This is a genomic window from Rickettsia slovaca 13-B (genome assembly GCF_000237845.1).
Taxonomy (GTDB): Bacteria; Pseudomonadota; Alphaproteobacteria; order Rickettsiales; family Rickettsiaceae; genus Rickettsia; species Rickettsia rickettsii.
In genome coordinates this window covers 168659-186890 of sequence record NC_016639.1, presented here as the reverse complement: position 1 = coordinate 186890, position 18232 = coordinate 168659, and the positions used below count along the sequence as shown (strand labels likewise).

Here is an 18232-nt window from a genome sequence, read left to right as displayed (position 1 = left end):
AAAACTTGTTTTTTATCTGTTTAAATGATCTGTCTTTCTTAACTTGAAGTTACTTCAAGCTTTACGTTAAGACATAAAGATCTAAATTCTTTTATCATAACATTAAATGATTCAGGAATGCCTGATTCAAAATTATTTTCACCACGTACTATAGAATCATAAGTTTTGATCCTACCGTTTACGTCATCCGACTTAACCGTTAACATTTCCTGTAACGTATAAGCTGCACCGTAAGCTTGTAATGCCCAGCATTCCATTTCTCCGAAACGCTGTCCGCCGAAATGAGACTTACCTCCAAGCGGTTGCTGCGTTACTAAGCTATAAGGTCCTATAGAACGGGAGTGAATTTTATTATCGACTAAATGATGCAATTTCAGCAAATATTTCTGTCCGACGGTTACTAGACGGTCAAAATATTCACCGGTTCTACCGTCAATTAATTTCACTTGTCCTGAAGGGTCTTGACCGGCAAGCTTTAGCATATCTTTAACGTCCTGAACTTTTGCTCCGTCAAATACAGGAGTTGCAAAATGTACGCCTTTACTTACTTTCTTACAAAAAGAGATAATCTCTTCTTCCGGTCTTTCAAGTATAGAATTAATATTTTCTCCATACAGTTCAATTAAGAATTTCTTAATCTGCTCAATACCTATATGTTTATTTTTATATTCCTTTACTAAGGTAGATATTTTTTTTGCTAAATTTATTGATGCCCACCCAAGATGCGTTTCTAAAATCTGTCCTATATTCATACGGGACGGAAGACCTAGAGGGTTAAGAACGATATCTACCACAGTTCCATCTTCTAAAAAGGGCATATCTTCTTCAGGTACGATACGTGAAATAACACCTTTATTTCCGTGTCTTCCTGCCATTTTATCCCCGGGTTGTAATTTATGCTTAGTTGCAATAAATACTTTTACTACTTTTAAAGCTCCCTGAGGTAAATCATCACCACTTTGCAATTTCTCTACCTTAGTAGCAAATCTTTTATCAAGAGCCTCTTTTTTCTCATCATAATGAGTCTTTATCTGCTCTATTTCATTCATTACATTTGCATCTTCCACGATAATCTGCCAAAATTGCCCTTTAGATAAGCCTTTTAGCATTTCAGTAGTAATAGTTTGTCCTACTTTTACTTGCTTAGGACCGTTAATAATCACCTGCCCTACTAAAAGCTTTTCAAGCCAACTAAACACAAAATGCTCAATAATTTCTAATTCATCGTCTCTGTCTTTTGCGAATTTTTCAATTTGTTGTTTTTCAATAGCAATAGCTCGCTGGTCTTTTTCTACACCTCTACGAGAAAATACCCTTACTTCTACTACAGTTCCGCTCACTCCGGAAGGTACATGCAGCGATGAATCTTTTACGTCAAAAGCTTTTTCCCCGAAAATAGCACGTAGTAGCTTCTCTTCAGGAGTAATAGGCGATTCACTTTTTGGTGTTACTTTTCCAACTAAAATATCACCGGCTTTTACTTCTGCACCTATATAAATTATTCCGACCTCATCAAGATGACGCAACGCTTCTTCACTTACATTCGGTATATCACGGGTAATTTCTTCAGGACCAAGACGTGTATCTCTAGCTATTACTTCAAACTCTTCAATATGAATAGATGTAAATACATCCTCTTTTACTATACGTTCGGATATTAAAATGGAATCTTCAAAATTATAACCGTTCCAAGGTAAGAAAGCCACAAGCACGTTTCGACCTAAAGCAATTTCACCGTTATCCGTACTAGGACCGTCAGCTATAATATCGTTTTTCTTAACGTAATGACCGACCTTAACTAAAGGCTTTTGATTTATACAAGTATTATGATTGGATTTTTGGAATTTTAGTAAGTTATAAATATCAACCGAAGGAGAACCGTCAACTTTTTGTTCTAGAGTTCTAATCACGATTCTATTTGAATCTACCTGCTCAACAATACCGTCATGTAATGCAAGCACTGACGCTCCGGAATCTTTAGCTACTACCCCTTCAACTCCGGTACCTACAAAAGGTGCATCCGTTTTAATTAAAGGAACGGCTTGTCTTTGCATGTTTGAACCCATCAAAGCACGGTTAGCATCATCGTTTTCTAAGAAAGGTATAAGAGAAGCCGCAACCGATACTACCTGCATAGGAGTCACATCAATGAAGTCTACCTCATACGGTTCTACCATTACAAAATTACCGCCTTCAACACGGCAATTAATAAACTCTCCTTGCAGCTTTCCGTCTTTATTAATTTTAGAATTTGCTTGTCCGATTTTGTATTTACCTTCTTCAATAGCAGAAAGATATACCACTTCATCGGTTACACATCCATCTTTAACTCTTCTATACGGACTCTCTATAAAACCATGTTTATTTATTCTAGCATAAGTAGCCATAGAGTTAATTAACCCGATATTCTGACCTTCAGGTGTTTCAATAGGACAAATACGACCGTAATGAGTCGGATGTACGTCACGCACCTCAAAACCTGCTCGATCTCGACTAAGACCTCCGGGACCGAGTGCCGACAGCCTTCTTTTATGAGTTATTTCCGATAATGGATTTGTTTGATCCATAAATTGGGATAATTGGGAGGTACTAAAAAATTCTTTTACTACTGAAACTAAAATTTTAGAATTTACTAAATCATGAGGCATTACGGTATCAACATCACCTGCCGACATCCTTTCAATTACAGATTTTTCCATTCGGACTAAACCTATTCTAAATTGATTTTCTATCAATTCACCTACCGATCTAACCCTTCTATTACCTAAATGATCAATATCGTCTATGATACCTTTACCGTCTTTAAGCTCTACTAAAACTCTTACGATATTTTTAATATCATCAATTGTTAAAACCGTAACTTCTTCAGAAATATTCAGCTCTAACCTAGAATTCATTTTTATTCGCCCGACTTCTGAAAGATCATATCTTTCCGTATCAAAGAATAAATTATAAAACAGGCTTTCAGCCGCTTCGATATTAGCAGGTTCGCCTGGTCTTAGAACTCTGAAAATATCACATAATGCTGCCTCACGATCCTGATTTTTATCAGCAAATAAGGTGTTCCTTATATATGGACCGGATTGAGGATTGATTACTAATACGTTAACATTTTTAATTTTAAGATCATTAATAACATTTAGCATATCAGCAGTAATCATTTCACCGATTTTTGCTAATACTTCATCGCTTGCAGGATCTCTTAAATCTTCGGATAGATATTTGCCGATTAAAGTTTCATGAGCTACTAAAATATTATTAAGCCCTTCCCCAAAATATTTTTTAGCCAAACGCGGAGTAATTTTTTGTCCTGCTTTCAGTAGAATATTTCCGGTATCTGCATCTACTAAATCACTTGTTAAACGATGAGCAGTAATATGCTGAGGTATAAATTTAACCGCCCAACCTTTATTTTTAACAAGCTTATAAGTTACTGAATTATAATAAAATTTTATAATTTCTTCAGTACTCATACCTATAGCTCTAAGCAAAGTAGTAGTATAAAGCTTTCTTTTTCTATCAATCCTGAAATAAATAACATCCTTAGCGTCGAATTCTAAATCAAGCCAAGACCCTCTATATGGAATAACACGAGCAGAATATAAAAGCTTGCCGGAAGAGTGGACTTTTCCTTCATCATGATAAAAGAATACACCAGGTGAGCGATGCATTTGTGATACAACTACTCTTTCCGTACCGTTGATAATAAAAGTACCGTTTTTAGTCATTAATGGGATATCACCCATATATACTTCTTGCTCTTTAATCCCTTTAATTTCTCTAGTACCGGTATCCTCATCTATATCCCAAATACTTAATCTTAAAGTAACTTTAAGAGGAGCAGCATAACTTAAACTTCTTTGACTGCACTCTTCTACATCATATTTTGGAGTATCAAATTCATATTTTACAAATTCTATATTAGCAATATTGGAGGAATCTGAAATAGGAAAAATCGAGTTTAATATAGATTGTAAACCTTTGTTTTTTCTTTCAGAATCTTTAATATTTAACTGTAGAAAGTTTTTCTCATATGAATTTTTTTGAATTTCAATCAAATTCGGTATATCTGCTACTAAATTTATGTGACCGAAATTTTTTCTTATTCTTCTATTATGTGACAAGGGTTGTGCTTCTATATTATCCCTTAATGAAACCATATAATCTCCTGACTGATAAAATTACTGCCCGTATTACAGTGATTAGGTCCTATGCACTTTTAATAGAATAACCATAATTATGGCTCTTTTTAGCTGTAAATCATAAGATTTTTTTGAAATAGTAATAAAACTATCCTCTCAAAAATCTTATTAATGTTCGCTTAAAAATATCTCCTAATTAATAATCATTAATCAAAAGTGTTCAGAACCTAGGTTCTGTATATAAAATTTAAATTATTTATATTTTAAACAATAAAGTTTTTATTGGAATAGATACCTATTTCAATAAAATACTTATAATTTGCAGTAAAATAAAATATACTGTTTTAAAATTTTTCACATAAAACTTAAATTAAAGAAACCTAGTAAGTTTCTTATTTAGATCTTGTGTAGGCTCTATGAACATTTCCAAAAAGATTTGATTTTGGTTATTTGTTTGTTGCAACAAATTATAATATTTTTTTTAAAATAGGTAGCTATTCCTTCAAAAATCTCATTAATTTTCACTAAAAATCAATTATAAATGTTCACAGAACCTAGAAAATTTCAATAATTTAAACTTCTAGACGTATGGTACATTAACAAAATTATTTTAATCAATAAGATTTTTAATGTAATAGCTTTATCCTATTGCAAAAAAATAACTTAAATTAGCTTTAAATTAACTTCTTAAAATCCAAAAAGCCTTATTCAAATTTAATTACTAATAAGGCTTTTTGGATTTTAAGAAGTTAATTTAAAGCTATAAAATATTTCATCTGTAATGCAAAAACATTAGGTCCTGTAAAAAAATTAATCTATACTTAGTTGTTTTTGATTGAAAATTATAAGATTTTGCTTGGAATAAAAACAACTGTTTCAACAAGAATCTTATTAATTTTTACTTAAAACTATCTAAAATACGAATAATTCAACTTTTCTTTACAGAACCTAGTGCAGAAATAATTATTTTAATTCAACTTTTGCTCCAGCAGCTTCTAACTTACCTTTGATTTCGTCTGCTTCTGCTTTTTTCACATTGCTTTTAATCGGCTTTGGAGCTTCATCAACTAATTTCTTAGCTTCAATTAAACCAAGACCTGTGATATCTTTCACAACTTTAATTACTTCAACTTTCTTATCACCGGCAGCTGTTAAAACTACTTCAAACTCAGTTTTTTCAGCTACTGCTTCAGCTGCAGGAGCTGCAGCACCGGCAGCTGCTACAGCTACAGGAGCTGCTGCAGATACACCCCATTTTTCTTCTAGCATTTTCACAAGCTCAGCTGCTTGCATTAACGTTAATGATGATAATTGTTCTTCAATTTTAGCTAAATCTGCCATAATTTTTTCCTTTTTACTTTTTTATATTGAGAGATTACTACATCAGGCATTTTAAAGTTAATTAAATTCTTTTGTGCTTCAAATTATAAGACTTTTTTAAAATAAGAATAATATCCTATAAAAAATCTTATTAATTTTCACTATAACAGCTCTTTAATTATCAATTAAAATACCTGATGCAGTAACCTTTAAGTTAATTTTTACTAGCATGTGCTTGTATTACTCTCGCCATACTCGAAGATGGGGCTTGTAAAACACCTACAACCTTAGTAGCCGGTGCTTGTAATAACCCAACAATTTTACCCCTAAGCTCATTAAGTGTAGGTAGCTTAGAAAGTTCTTTTATTGACTGTTCATCTAATACGTGATTATCTACTATTCCACCGATAATCTTAAGATTATCATTAGCCCTAGCAAAATTAACTACTAATTTTGCCATCTCAACCGGTTCTTTAGAATAAACAATAGCAGTAGGACCCGCAAATAAATTAGCAATACTATTAAGCCCTGTTTGATTTGCAGCTATTTTTGCTAAAGTATTTTTAACTACTTTAAAACCTGCTTCTTTAGATTTAAGTGATTCTCTAAGCGAACTCACTTGACTAACGGTTAACCCGTGATAATGAGTAATAATTATAGAGGGCGATTCTTTATAAATATTTACAATATCCTCTACTGCTACCGGTTTTTCTGATCTTAACACCTTTTAATTCTCCTTTTATAATACAGTTTAATATATTTAAACTGATACAAATGCTTAAAATAACAAAAATTTTTTATTATTACTATACTACCGTTAAACGGCTATAAAAATTATGCTATACTAGTTAAATCTATTTGTACCGATGCTCCCATAGTAGAAGATAAATACATTGCTTTTAAATAACTTCCTTTTAATCCGGCAGGTTTTGCTTTAATTACTGCCTCAATAAACGCATTTAAATTTTTTAATAAATCTTGGTCTGAAAAAGATAATTTTCCAAGCCCTGCATGAATTATACCTGCTTTCTCTGCTCTATATTCTACCTGACCGCTTTTAGCATTTTTAATAGCATTTTTAATATCTAAAGTTACGGTACCAAGTTTAGGGTTAGGCATTAAACCTTTTGGTCCTAAAATTCTTGCAACTGAACCTATAGCTGCCATCATATCGGGAGTAGCTATACATACATCAAAATTAATTTTCCCTGCTTTAATTTCATCAATAATATTTGTTGAACCTACTAAATCTGCTCCGGCACTTTTAGCTTCTTCTTCTCTTTCTTCTTTACAAATAACGGCAACTCTTACGGTTTTGCCTGTACCGGCAGGTAAATTAACTACACCACGTACCATTTGATCGGAATGCCTAGAATCAATTCCAAGCTTCATAACTATTTCTAAGGTTGGATCAAATTTAACATATGATGCTGATTTTAATCGTTCAACTGCATTTGTTAAATTATATAAAGTATCTGATTTTACTTTTTCTCTAGCTTCTCTTATTTTTTTACCGCCGCTAATTTTTACAGCAACATCTTTCTTATTTGACATAATAATTAATTCCCTACTACTTCAAGTCCCATAGATGCAGCACTACCACAAATAATTTTTGTTGCTGCTTCAATATTTTTTGTATTTAAATCAGGCATTTTTAACTTTGCAATTTCACGACAATCATCCATAGTAACTTTACCTACTACGGCTTCTTTTTTAGTAGCACTAGAACCTTTAGTAATTTTAGCATATTTCTTTAAAAAGTAAGAAGCAGGAGGAGTTTTTATTTTAAAAGAAAAACTACTATCTTCATAAACGGTAATTACGGTTGGCAGAGGTATTCCTTTTTCCATACCTTGCGTAGCATCATTAAAATCTTTACAAAATGCTGCAATATTAACTTTTCTTTGTCCTAGGGCCGGTCCTATAGGAGGTGCAGGAGTGGCTCCAGCAGCTGGAATTATCAAGTTAATATAACCTTTTATTGCTTTCTGAGACATTTATAAATATCCTTATTTTCCTCTTAAATTAATATTACTTTGTAACAATTGCATGGATCTTGTTTCCCATCATTGCAAGGAAAAGCTGTAAGTTTTGACAAAACAAGGAAGAAAAAAATTCTGTAAATCAGAAGTTTTTTATTATTTCTCCTAGATTGCCACACAGCCTACGGCTGCTTGCAATGACGACGCATTATCCCGCAACAATGACATCCTGAACATTCGTACAATACAGCTTAAGTAATTTATAAACCGTATTTAGTCCAACTTTTAATCATTTTTCTTTACTTGATTAAAATTTAGTTCTATTGGAGTTGCTTTACCAAATATTGCAACTGAAACTTTTAACCTATTTTTTTCTTGATCTATTTCTTCTACTGTACCCATGAAAGTTTCAAAAGGACCGTCTGTAACAGTCACTATTTCACCAACTTCATACAATTTAGAATTCTTTGCTTCTTTAGCTTCTGCTTCCAAATTATTAAAAATATTTTGTATTTCACTTTCTGTAAGAGCTTTTGGCGTGGTTTTGCTTCCTAAAAAGCCGGTTATTCCAGATATATTTTTTACTAAATGCCAAGATTTATCAGTCATATTCATCTTTATCAAGATATAACTCGGCATTAGTTTTTTTTCTACCTTGACATTTTTACCGCGTTTAACTTCAGAAACTCCAAAAACAGGTATTAATATATCTTCAAAAAAATCCGTCATGTTCTGTTTAGCGATTTTTCTAAGCATATCTTCTTTAATGCGTTTCTCTGCTCCTGATGCCGTATGTACTACATACCACTGCTTTACATTTTTTTCAGAAGAAGGCAATATATTATCTATACTCTGTGCTGTCACAATTTATTCCTTATACTATTTGCCGATATTAAGCAAAAGCTGCATTATGTTATGTATACTATAATCAAGTACCAAACAAATTAGGCTAAAAATAAAAACTGCTACTACCACTACTAATGTTGAAGCAACAAGCTCTTTTCTAGTTGGCCAAACTACCTTATAAGTTTCTTGTTTAACTTGTTCAAAAAACTTATAAATTTTATATTCTTTAAACATATTTTTGTTAGGTAATTTATTAGACTTCTTACAAAATGCTACTTCTAGAGGCAATTGAGACGATAATCCAGCACTGGAATTCTCACATACTAGTATGTACGCTGCGATTCGAGGTGAAGTACCTCTTTCAAATTTCTCTCTATAAGCAAATTTTGTAAAAATTCTATATTTTATAGCAAAAAAGCTCTAAGCCTATAATGGCAGGAGCGACAGGTATCGAACCCGCAACCTCCGGTTTTGGAGACCGGCGCTCTACCAATTGAGCTACACTCCTATCATATTTTTAATAAAAAATCAATAAAAGTTATTAAAAATATTTGTTATTATTAAAAAATTACTATAATAAACAGTACTGTTAATTTATAAGCTGCCACGGCAAAACAACATTTATTTCTGTAAGACGTGACACCTCACCCCTAAATTATTTTTTAGCTTTAATAATATCAGCTACTTGACTCGGCACTTGATCATAATGAGAGAATATCATACTAAACTGAGCTCTACCTTGAGATAAAGACCTAAGCGTATTAACATAACCAAACATTTCCGCTAAAGGAACATTCGCAGTCACTACTTGAGCATTCCCTCTTGGATCCATGCTTTGAATTTGTCCTCTACGACTATTTAAATCGCCTATAATATCACCCATATATTCATCAGGAGTGATAACTTCAACTTGCATAATCGGCTCAAGTAATTTAGGATTACCTTTCGGCATCCCTTCTCTAAATGCTGCCTTTGCAGCAATTTCAAACGCAAGTACACTAGAATCTACATCATGAAACGCACCGTCAACTAAAGTTGCTTTAAAATCAATCATAGGATAACCGGCAATAACACCGGTTTCTCTAATATTATTTAATCCTTTTTCAACACCTGGTATATATTCTTTAGGCACGGCACCGCCGATGATTTTACTTTCAAAGACAAAAATTTTATTTTTATCTTCATCTTTTAGATCTTTTACCTCTTTTAGAGGCTCAAAAATAATTTTTACACGAGCAAATTGTCCTGCACCGCCGGATTGTTTCTTATGGGTATAATCAATTTCACAAACTTTTGTTATAGTTTCACGATATGCTACTTGAGGAGCTCCAATACTTGCTTCGACCTTAAACTCTCTTCTCATACGATCAATGATAATTTCTAAATGGAGCTCTCCCATTCCTTTTATCACTGTTTGTCCTGTTTCATAATCAGTTGACACTCTAAATGATGGATCTTCAGCTGCTAAACGAGAAAGTGCGAGGCCCATTTTTTCTTGATCGGCTGTTGATTTAGGTTCTACCGCAAGCTCAATTACCGGCTCTGGAAATTCCATTCTTTCTAAGATTACTTGCTGATCAATATCAGATAACGTATCACCTGTGGTAGTATCTTTAAGACCTGCTAAAGCTACTATATCACCTGCTGATGCTTCTTTTACGTCTTCACGATTATTAGCATGCATTAATAGCATTCTACCGATTTTTTCTCTTTTATTCTTTACGGTATTAATAACAGTTGTTCCTGAAGTAATTTTACCTGAATATATTCTAATAAAAGTTAATGAACCGACAAATGGGTCATTCATAATTTTAAATGCTAAAGCTGCAAAAGGCTCAGTTACCGAAACAGGGAAATCTTTTTCTTCACCGGTACTTACTTCCATACCTTTTACTATACCTATATCAATAGGCGAAGGTAGGAAATCTACTACGGCATCAAGTAAAGGCTGTACCCCTTTATTTTTAAAAGCACTACCGCATAAAACCGGATAAAATGCTGCTGAAATAGTACCTTTTCTGATTAATCTTTTAATCTCTTCTGCTGTTACTTCTTCACCTGATAAATATTTTTCCATAACATGATCATCTAACTCAACAACCATATCAAGTAATTTAGCACGATATTCTTCAGCTTTATCTTTCATATCGGCAGGTATATCTTCTTCAAAATACTCAGCTCCAAGTGCTTCATCTTTCCAAATCACTGCTTTCATTTTAATAAGATCAATGATACCTTTAAAATTTTCTTCAATCCCTACAGGCAACTGAATAACAAGCGGTTTTGCTCCTAAACGATCTTTGAGCATTTCCACGCATCTATAAAAATCTGCTCCCATTCTGTCCATTTTATTGACAAAACACATTCTAGGAACATTATATTTATCTGCTTGCCTCCAAACCGTTTCTGACTGCGGTTCAACACCTGCTACACCGTCAAATACTGCAACCGCACCGTCAAGAACACGAAGCGAACGCTCTACTTCGATAGTAAAGTCAACGTGTCCAGGAGTATCGATAATATTAATTATTTTATCTTGCCATCTACAAGTAGTAGCAGCTGAGGTAATGGTTATACCGCGTTCTTGTTCTTGTTCCATCCAATCCATGGTAGCACCGCCCTCATGAACTTCACCTATTTTATGCGATTTACCGGTATAATATAAAATACGTTCGGTAGTTGTGGTTTTACCGGCATCAATGTGAGCACATATACCGATATTACGAATATACTCAAGTTTATTTATTTTACTCATTATACCCTACCTTATTTCATTTTTTTAGGGCTAAAATGAGAGAAAGCTTTATTAGCTTCGGCCATTTTATGAGTATCTTCTTTCTTCTTAATGGCAACACCTCTATTATTAGAAGCTTCAAACAGCTCTTCGGCAAGTTTATCAATCATCATTTTTTCAGAACGTTTTGACGCAGCATTAATAATCCAACGGCTAGCAAGGGCATATCCTCTTCTTTCATCAACATGCGTCGGAACTTGATAATTAGCTCCTCCAACCCTAACCGAAGTTACTTCTAAATGCGGCTTCACGTTATGCATAGCATTATTAAAGGTTTGATACGGATCAACTCTATGCTTCTTTTCAATTTTATTAAAGGCTGAATAAACAATTTTCTCTGCAAGGGCTTTCTTCCCTTCTTTCATAATATTATTGATAAATCTTGACAGTAAAATACTGTTATATTTCATATCAGGTAAAATTACTCGCTTCTCTGCGGCATGACGACGTGACATTTTATTTTTTCTCTCTAACTAATAATTTATTTTTTTGTAACTGCAACTTGTTTACGAGGAGCACCGTAACGTGACCGACCTTGCTTACGTCCTTTAACTCCGGCAATATCATAAGCACCGAGTACGATATGATATTTCACCCCCGGAAGATCAGGAACCTGACCGCCTCTTACTAACACCCTATCATGTTCCTTTACACTATGCTTTTCACCAGGAATATATGCATTTACGGTTCTTTTATTACTTAAACGCACCGTTGCAATCTTACGAAGTGCAGAGTTAGGCTTTTTAGGGGTAACGGTTTTTACAACTAGGCAAACACCGCTTTTAAAAGGATTAGATTCTAAGGCAGGAGATTTGGTCTTACGAGTTTTTGACTTTCTCCCAAAACGTACTAATTGATTATATGTCGGCATTAAAAAAAATACTCCAAAAAAACTTATATATACGATAATTAAAGGGTGAAAAATACTTCCACCCTTTATTTTCAATCATTTCTAAATACAAATTATAAGAATTTGTAAATTACACTAAACTTAAATTATAATTACTTTTTCCATAAAAGCAAGTATGTTTTAATTAACAATCATTTTTTTCTCAATTATTTTTGCTATAAAGCTGATTAACATCACTAAAATATAGTAACAGCACGCAGCAATAAGCATTGGAAAAAAATAATTATATGTTTCAATTGATACAATTTGTGCTCTACGCATTAAATCCATTTCTCCAAGCATAGAAATAATGGCTGATTCTTTAATCAAATTTACAAGCTCATTTACTAATGACGGAAAAATATTTTTAACTGCTTGCGGCAGAATTATATCTTTCGTTATTAAAAACTTTGGAATAGCAAGAGCTTCAGCCGCTTCAAACTGCCCTTTATCAACTGCATTAATCCCTGCCCTGATTACTTCGGAAACATATGCTCCCGAATTAAGAGAAAAAGCAATAGCTCCCGCCATAAACACACTAAATTTAATGCCTATGATATAAGGTGAAGCAAAATAAATAATACTTAATTGAATTAATAAAGGCGTTCCTCTGAAAATAGAAGTATAGAAATTTGCAAAAAGCCTTAAAGCACGCTTTTTATTTACCTTACAAATAGCGAGCAGCATCCCTATTACTAAACCGAATATAACGGCAATAACGCTATATTTTAAAGTTACCAAAGTTCCCTCTACAATAAAAAAGATTTTTGGATAGAATTTTATTAAATACTCAAACATATTTTATATATATTTTTTTCTTGTCATACCGCGGCTTGACCGCGATATCTAAAAAATAAGCATTTTTGGATCCCGCGATTAAATCGCGGGATAACATTAAAGGTTTCTAGATTCCTGCTTTCGCATGAATGACATAAGAACATTAATCAGTACACTCTCTTCACCGGCGGGACTGTTGTTACTTCATCGGTTAAAGTAGTTAAAGTCACAGGTTTATAATCAAGAACTACTTTACCTGCTTCATCGATAGAGCTAAGAGTATGCTTCATCCAATCCTCATCATTACGATCAGGATAATCTTCACGTGCATGAGCTCCTCTGCTTTCTTTTCTTGCAACTGCCGAATATACCGTTACTAAAGCTTGATCAAGTAGATTATCTAGCTCTAAGGCTTCCACCAAATCGCTATTCCAAATTAAAGATTTATCGTTAATTTTTATATCTTTATAGCCGCTTCTTATTTCGCTAATCATTCCTGCCCCTTCATCTAGTACCTCTTGAGTTCTAAATACCGAAGCATGGCTTTGCATAGTTCTTTGCATTTTAAGCCTTAACTCTGCAACTAAAATATTACCGTTAGCGTGACGGACTTTATCAAATCTATTTATAATTTTTTCAAGACTTTCTTCTTTTATAGACTTGTGGGGACTCGCAGGCTTAATAAGCTCGGCTGCTTTTAATGCAGAACTTCTACCAAATACTACTAAATCAAGCAAAGAATTTGATCCTAATCGGTTAGCACCGTGTACCGATACGCAAGCCGCTTCACCGATTGCCATAAGCCCTTTTACTACGCTATTATGATTTTTACCGTCTTTGATTATGACTTGACCGTGATAATTCGTCGGTATCCCGCCCATATTATAATGTACCGTAGGAAGTACCGGTATCGGCTCTTTAGTCACGTCAACACCGGCAAAAATTTTAGCCGTCTCAGAGATACCGGGCAAACGACTATGTAAAATCTCAGGCGATAAATGATTTAAATGTAAAAATACATGATCTTTATGCTCGCCGACTCCTCGCCCCTCTCTGATTTCTATAGTCATTGCTCTTGAAACTACATCTCTTGAAGCTAAATCCTTTGCAGCAGGAGCATAACGCTCCATAAAACGCTCACCGTTTGCATTAACGAGATACCCCCCTTCGCCTCTTGCCCCCTCGGTAATAAGACAGCCGGCCGAATATATACCTGTCGGATGGAACTGTACAAATTCCATATCTTGCAGTGGAAGACCGGCTCTAATCGCCATGCCACCCCCATCACCAGTACAAGTATGAGCAGACGTCGCCGAAAAATAAGCACGCCCGTATCCGCCCGTTGCAAGCACTACATTATGCGCTCTAAAACAATGCAGACTACCGTCATCTAAATTCCACGCAACTACGCCTCTACATTCACCATCTTCCATCAATAAATCAATAGCAAAATACTCAACGAAAAACTGTACTTTATGTTTTAGTGACTGTTGATATAAAGTATGCAGTATGGCATGCCCTGTACGATCTGCCGCAGCACATGTACGCTGAGCTGCTTTTCCTTTGCCGTACTCTGTTGTCATTCCTCCAAAAGGACGCTGATAAATTTTTCCCTCTTCAGTTCTTGAGAAAGGTACGCCGTAATGCTCTAGCTCTAAAATCGCATCGGGAGCATTTTTGCACATATACTCAATGGCATCCTGATCGCCTAACCAATCAGAACCTTTTACCGTATCATACATATGCCAACGCCAATCATCTTCGCCCATATTCCCAAGAGCCGCACTAATTCCGCCCTGAGCAGCCACAGTATGACTACGGGTTGGGAACAGCTTAGTTATACAAGCGGTATTTAGCCCTTCTTTAGCCATACCGAATGCAGAACGAAGACCTGCTCCGCCTGCACCTACAACTACTACGTCAAATTTATGATGAATGATATTATACGCTTTGGTCATTAAATTAATTTTTTACTATTTTGATACGTGAATTGTCTACCTCTGTCACCCCATGGTTTGACCACGGGGTCCAGTAATTCAATACACAATATTGTTTTCTGGATACCGCGGTCAAGCCGCGGTATGACAATTTTTATCCTTTATAAAACAACGCTACTACAAAAGCTACAATAGTAACAATGCAAAATAATTGCACTATTATAATCAATGTATTACGTAATTTGTGATAACTTATATAATCTTCAATTACTACACGCATACCAAGCATCGCATGATACAACGAAATAACCACCGTAATTAACAAAGCTACTACATTAAAAGGCTTTTTAAGTTCCCACAACATAATAATATTTATATCATTATTTTTGTTGGTTAACGTAAAATATATTAGCCACACAGAACATAAAGCTAATATAATCCCTGTTACTCTTTGCAATAACCAATGATGAGAACCGCTTTTAGCAGAACCGCTATTTTTTGCTTTTACAATTTCTGCTTTAAAATCATATACCATTAATTTTCTCTATTATTTGTTTTAGCTTTTCGTCATTGCGAGGAAATTGCATAGCAATTGACGAAACAATCTCAGGCATTTGTTATTATTTCTGAGATTGCCACGCCGATGCTACGCATCTCCTCGCAATGACATTTTTAATTACTACACCCATAACAATACCGTTAATAATACAGGTCCTACCACTACACACCAACCGGTGATATTAACCAATTTTATAGAAAAACCGTAACCGATATCCCAAAATAAATGCCGAATGCCGTTACATAAATGATAAAACCAAGCGTAGCTAACAGCTACTAAGCATATTTTTATAATACAGCATTCAGCAAGCTGTAAATAATTATTGTCATATTTACTAAGAATCAACCACCACACCAAGATTGACACCGCAAAAAACAAAGCTACGCCGGTCATACGATACAAAATTGATAATGTAGAACTTATTTGCGGCTTATATATAGTTAAATGCGGTGAAGTTGGACGCTTATTATAAATTTCTTGTTTGGTTTTAGTCATATATTTCTAATAAATAAACAAAGGGTTATGTCATTCCCGCGGAAGCAGGAATCCAGTAATTAAAAAATACAAATATACTGAATTTTTAAAATTAAAAGCTCTCTTTTTTTCTGGATTCCCGTTTTCGCGGGAATGACATACTACACGTTTCAATCGGTCAACGACATCTATCTCTGCAACCAATGTCTTTCTACAGGCGATAAATCATCTGTCACTGCTCTCCTATCATCGAAGACAAAACATTCACCTTGCCATAAATTGTTCTTGTTTTGTGTATCTTCTAGATATTGCAGTATTCCACCCTTTAAATGATATACCTCATCATAACCTATGCTTTTAAGTAAGCTGGTGGATTTTTCACACCTGATACCACCTGTACAAACCATAGCAATTTTCTTACCTTTGAGCAATTCTTGATTCTGCTGAACCCAAGCAGGAAATTGTTTAAATGTTTTGGTATTAGGATTAATTGCTGATTTAAATGTACCAACCTCTACTTCATAATCATTTCGAGTATCTATTACTATAACATCTTGTTTTGTGATAAATTCATCCCAATCTTTCGGCTCTATATATTCGCCTTTAAACAAATCAACATTTAAATCATCAACGTTCATTGCTACGATCTCTTTCTTCAGTCTGACTTTCAATTTCTGAAAAGGATGAACATCACTATAATTTATTTTAACGTTAACATCTTTGGGACTGGTCAGCTTTATCAATTCTTCAAGTACAAGATTTACATTTTCATATGAACCTGAAAAAGAACCGTTAAAGCCTTCATTAGCTAATAAAATAGTACCTCTAACATATTTTCTTTTACCGATAAGCAAAAGTTTCGGTATCAAATTCGCCGGTTCTTCTATATTAACAAAACTATATGCACTTAAAATTGCTATTTTTTCATTCATAAATTATTTAGGTATTATTTTTACATTCTATGTCATTCCCGCGAAGGCGGGAATCCAGCAAAAGCTATAAAAAACTTATTTTTATAGCTTTCTTTTATTAAATATGTAATTTTTGTATCAATGTTAAGATTATTTTTCGGATTCCCGCCTTCGTGGAAATAACATAGAAAACTACATAACCTGCAATGGTACGAACATATTACTACTCCCCCTTTCAATCAAGAGCAAAATATTTTGCTTATCTGATTTTTTAGCATTTTCATATAATTCTTCTAGCTTACTTATAAGTAATATTATTTTTAGTAATAGATAAATTATTTTCTTCTTTATTTGTTATTTCTTTCTTATTGGTCTCTTCTGTAGAAGCTTTGGTAACCTCTTCATTATCCGCAGTAATTTTAATAGGTAACTCAAGCTCCTTTTTATCGCGAAGTATTTTTACTTTTACTTCCTGATCAATAGGAGCATCTGCAATAATTACACGTAATTTTTTAGTATTTTTAACCGGTATATCTGCAAACTCTATTATTATATCACCTGTTTTAATTCCCGCTTTATCACCTGGACCGTCTTCTTGTACTTTAGCTACTAACACCCCTCTAGTATTTTTAAGTCCTAGCCCTTCAGAAATTTCCTCGGTTAAATCTTGTATTGTTACTCCAAGGCGTCCTCTACTTACTTTTCCATCTTTCTTAAGACGTGCGATTATAGGCTTTGCAGTATTTGACGGTATTGCAAAACCGATACCTATATTAGTACCGAGCGGTGAAAAAATTGCCGTATTTACGCCGATTACTTTCTGATCCAAATTAAACATAGGACCACCGGAATTACCGTTATTAATTGCAGCATCCGTTTGAATAAAATTATCGACTATATTGTCCGTATCTATATCGATATCCCGCCCTTTAGAAGAAATAATACCACTTGTCACCGTACCGCCTAGATTACCGAACGGATTACCGATCGCAATAACCCAATCTCCTACTCTTGCATCATTTGAATCTCCAAACTCAACAAAAGGTAGAGGTTCCTCGCTATCTATTTTTAAGAGAGCTAAATCGGTTTTAGTATCGTTACCTATTAATTTAGCCGATAATTCGGTATTATCTGCAAGTTTTATATTAATTTTATCAACATTTGCAATTACATGATAGTTTGTCACTATTAAGCCGTTAGGTTCAATAATAAATCCTGAACCAAGCGGGACACTTTTCGGAGTTTGATCAACCTCTTCCAAATTCAGCGGTATATTAAGCTTTTCTAAAAAATCATTAACTTTTTCTTGCAGAGGATCTTTCTCGGCGTTTTCCGATTTACTATTAACATATTCTATTGTTGAAATATTAACGACTGCAGGAATTAACGGTTCAACTATATCGGCAAAGCTATAACGAGCGGCTTCACTTACTTTTAAAGGAGCAGAATTTATTTCCGTAAATTCATTCTCTTCTTGAGCTGCTACTTTTAAAGACTTACTATTTTCTTTTGCTAGAACAACGTTACTTGATATTAAAACTATTATAACAATAACTATTTTCAGATTAACCATATACTCCAAGTAAATAAAAAGTAGATAG

15 protein-coding genes, 1 tRNA gene and 1 pseudogene are annotated in these 18232 nt (G+C 34.0%); all 17 read right to left on the bottom strand.

The window, feature by feature from the left end; translation table 11 throughout:
• Positions 1-38: 38 nt before the first annotated feature.
• Positions 39-4160, bottom strand: coding sequence for a DNA-directed RNA polymerase subunit beta (gene rpoB / locus RSL_RS00955; protein WP_014273193.1), 4122 nt, complete (start codon positions 4158-4160; stop codon positions 39-41).
• Between the two features lie 945 nt (positions 4161-5105).
• Positions 5106-5483: a 50S ribosomal protein L7/L12 gene (gene rplL, locus RSL_RS00950; protein WP_014273192.1), complete on the bottom strand. Its 378-nt coding sequence runs from the start codon at positions 5481-5483 to the stop codon at positions 5106-5108.
• Positions 5484-5676: 193 nt separating this feature from the next.
• Positions 5677-6186 carry a 50S ribosomal protein L10 gene (gene rplJ, locus RSL_RS00945; protein ID WP_014273191.1) on the bottom strand — a complete coding sequence of 170 codons (510 nt, stop codon included), beginning with the start codon at positions 6184-6186 and terminating at the stop codon, positions 5677-5679.
• Between the two features lie 110 nt (positions 6187-6296).
• Positions 6297-7016: a 50S ribosomal protein L1 gene (gene rplA, locus RSL_RS00940; RefSeq protein ID WP_010976849.1), complete on the bottom strand. Its 720-nt coding sequence runs from the start codon at positions 7014-7016 to the stop codon at positions 6297-6299.
• Positions 7017-7021: 5 nt separating this feature from the next.
• Entirely contained in the window at positions 7022-7459 is a 438-nt protein-coding gene (gene rplK / locus RSL_RS00935) for a 50S ribosomal protein L11 (protein WP_004996639.1), read from the bottom strand.
• 270 nt (positions 7460-7729) lie between these two features.
• Complete coding sequence (gene nusG / locus RSL_RS00930) at positions 7730-8308, bottom strand: transcription termination/antitermination protein NusG (protein WP_014273190.1); 579 nt, start codon at positions 8306-8308, stop codon at positions 7730-7732.
• Positions 8309-8323: 15 nt separating this feature from the next.
• Positions 8324-8524, bottom strand: a complete 201-nt coding sequence (secE, locus tag RSL_RS07280; protein ID WP_004996644.1) for a preprotein translocase subunit SecE — start codon at positions 8522-8524, stop codon at positions 8324-8326.
• 198 nt (positions 8525-8722) lie between these two features.
• Positions 8723-8798: transfer RNA gene (locus RSL_RS00920), tRNA-Trp, on the bottom strand.
• Between the two features lie 147 nt (positions 8799-8945).
• Positions 8946-11045, bottom strand: a complete 2100-nt coding sequence (gene fusA, locus RSL_RS00915; protein ID WP_014273189.1) for an elongation factor G — start codon at positions 11043-11045, stop codon at positions 8946-8948.
• Positions 11046-11056: 11 nt separating this feature from the next.
• Positions 11057-11539 (bottom strand): 30S ribosomal protein S7, encoded by a 483-nt coding sequence (gene rpsG / locus RSL_RS00910; protein ID WP_004996646.1) that lies wholly within the window; start codon positions 11537-11539, stop codon positions 11057-11059.
• A 26-nt stretch (positions 11540-11565) separates the two neighbouring features.
• Positions 11566-11955 carry a 30S ribosomal protein S12 gene (gene rpsL, locus RSL_RS00905; protein ID WP_004996647.1) on the bottom strand — a complete coding sequence of 130 codons (390 nt, stop codon included), beginning with the start codon at positions 11953-11955 and terminating at the stop codon, positions 11566-11568.
• 159 nt (positions 11956-12114) lie between these two features.
• Entirely contained in the window at positions 12115-12771 is a 657-nt protein-coding gene (locus RSL_RS00900) for an amino acid ABC transporter permease (RefSeq protein ID WP_014273188.1), read from the bottom strand.
• Positions 12772-12917: 146 nt separating this feature from the next.
• The gene (sdhA, locus tag RSL_RS00895; protein WP_014273187.1) at positions 12918-14708 is read right to left on the bottom strand and encodes a succinate dehydrogenase flavoprotein subunit; all 1791 of its coding nucleotides are present in this window, start codon (positions 14706-14708) and stop codon (positions 12918-12920) included.
• A gap of 133 nt (positions 14709-14841) precedes the next feature.
• A complete protein-coding gene (gene sdhD / locus RSL_RS00890) occupies positions 14842-15222 on the bottom strand; it encodes a succinate dehydrogenase, hydrophobic membrane anchor protein (RefSeq protein WP_010976844.1) in 381 nt (126 codons plus the stop codon).
• Between the two features lie 144 nt (positions 15223-15366).
• A complete protein-coding gene (sdhC, locus tag RSL_RS00885; protein ID WP_014273186.1) occupies positions 15367-15741 on the bottom strand; it encodes a succinate dehydrogenase, cytochrome b556 subunit in 375 nt (124 codons plus the stop codon).
• Between the two features lie 167 nt (positions 15742-15908).
• Positions 15909-16652, bottom strand: coding sequence for an oxygen-dependent tRNA uridine(34) hydroxylase TrhO (gene trhO / locus RSL_RS00880; RefSeq protein ID WP_014273185.1), 744 nt, complete (start codon positions 16650-16652; stop codon positions 15909-15911).
• Between the two features lie 171 nt (positions 16653-16823).
• Positions 16824-18204 (bottom strand): annotated as a pseudogene (locus tag RSL_RS00875) (S1C family serine protease).
• Positions 18205-18232: the final 28 nt, after the last annotated feature.

What these genes read in the sequence shown, in the direction of transcription:
- rpoB (WP_014273193.1), bottom strand. Translation starts at nt 4,160, where the DNA reads ATGGTTTCATTAAGGGATAATATAGAAGCACAACCCTTGTCACATAAT.
- rplL (WP_014273192.1), bottom strand. Translation starts at nt 5,483, where the DNA reads ATGGCAGATTTAGCTAAAATTGAAGAACAATTATCATCATTAACGTTA.
- rplA (WP_010976849.1), bottom strand. Translation starts at nt 7,016, where the DNA reads ATGTCAAATAAGAAAGATGTTGCTGTAAAAATTAGCGGCGGTAAAAAA.
- rplK (WP_004996639.1), bottom strand. Translation starts at nt 7,459, where the DNA reads ATGTCTCAGAAAGCAATAAAAGGTTATATTAACTTGATAATTCCAGCT.
- secE (WP_004996644.1), bottom strand. Translation starts at nt 8,524, where the DNA reads ATGTTTAAAGAATATAAAATTTATAAGTTTTTTGAACAAGTTAAACAA.
- fusA (WP_014273189.1), bottom strand. Translation starts at nt 11,045, where the DNA reads ATGAGTAAAATAAATAAACTTGAGTATATTCGTAATATCGGTATATGT.
- rpsG (WP_004996646.1), bottom strand. Translation starts at nt 11,539, where the DNA reads ATGTCACGTCGTCATGCCGCAGAGAAGCGAGTAATTTTACCTGATATG.
- rpsL (WP_004996647.1), bottom strand. Translation starts at nt 11,955, where the DNA reads ATGCCGACATATAATCAATTAGTACGTTTTGGGAGAAAGTCAAAAACT.
- RSL_RS00900 (WP_014273188.1), bottom strand. Translation starts at nt 12,771, where the DNA reads ATGTTTGAGTATTTAATAAAATTCTATCCAAAAATCTTTTTTATTGTA.
- sdhA (WP_014273187.1), bottom strand. Translation starts at nt 14,708, where the DNA reads ATGACCAAAGCGTATAATATCATTCATCATAAATTTGACGTAGTAGTT.
- sdhD (WP_010976844.1), bottom strand. Translation starts at nt 15,222, where the DNA reads ATGGTATATGATTTTAAAGCAGAAATTGTAAAAGCAAAAAATAGCGGT.
- sdhC (WP_014273186.1), bottom strand. Translation starts at nt 15,741, where the DNA reads ATGACTAAAACCAAACAAGAAATTTATAATAAGCGTCCAACTTCACCG.
- trhO (WP_014273185.1), bottom strand. Translation starts at nt 16,652, where the DNA reads ATGAATGAAAAAATAGCAATTTTAAGTGCATATAGTTTTGTTAATATA.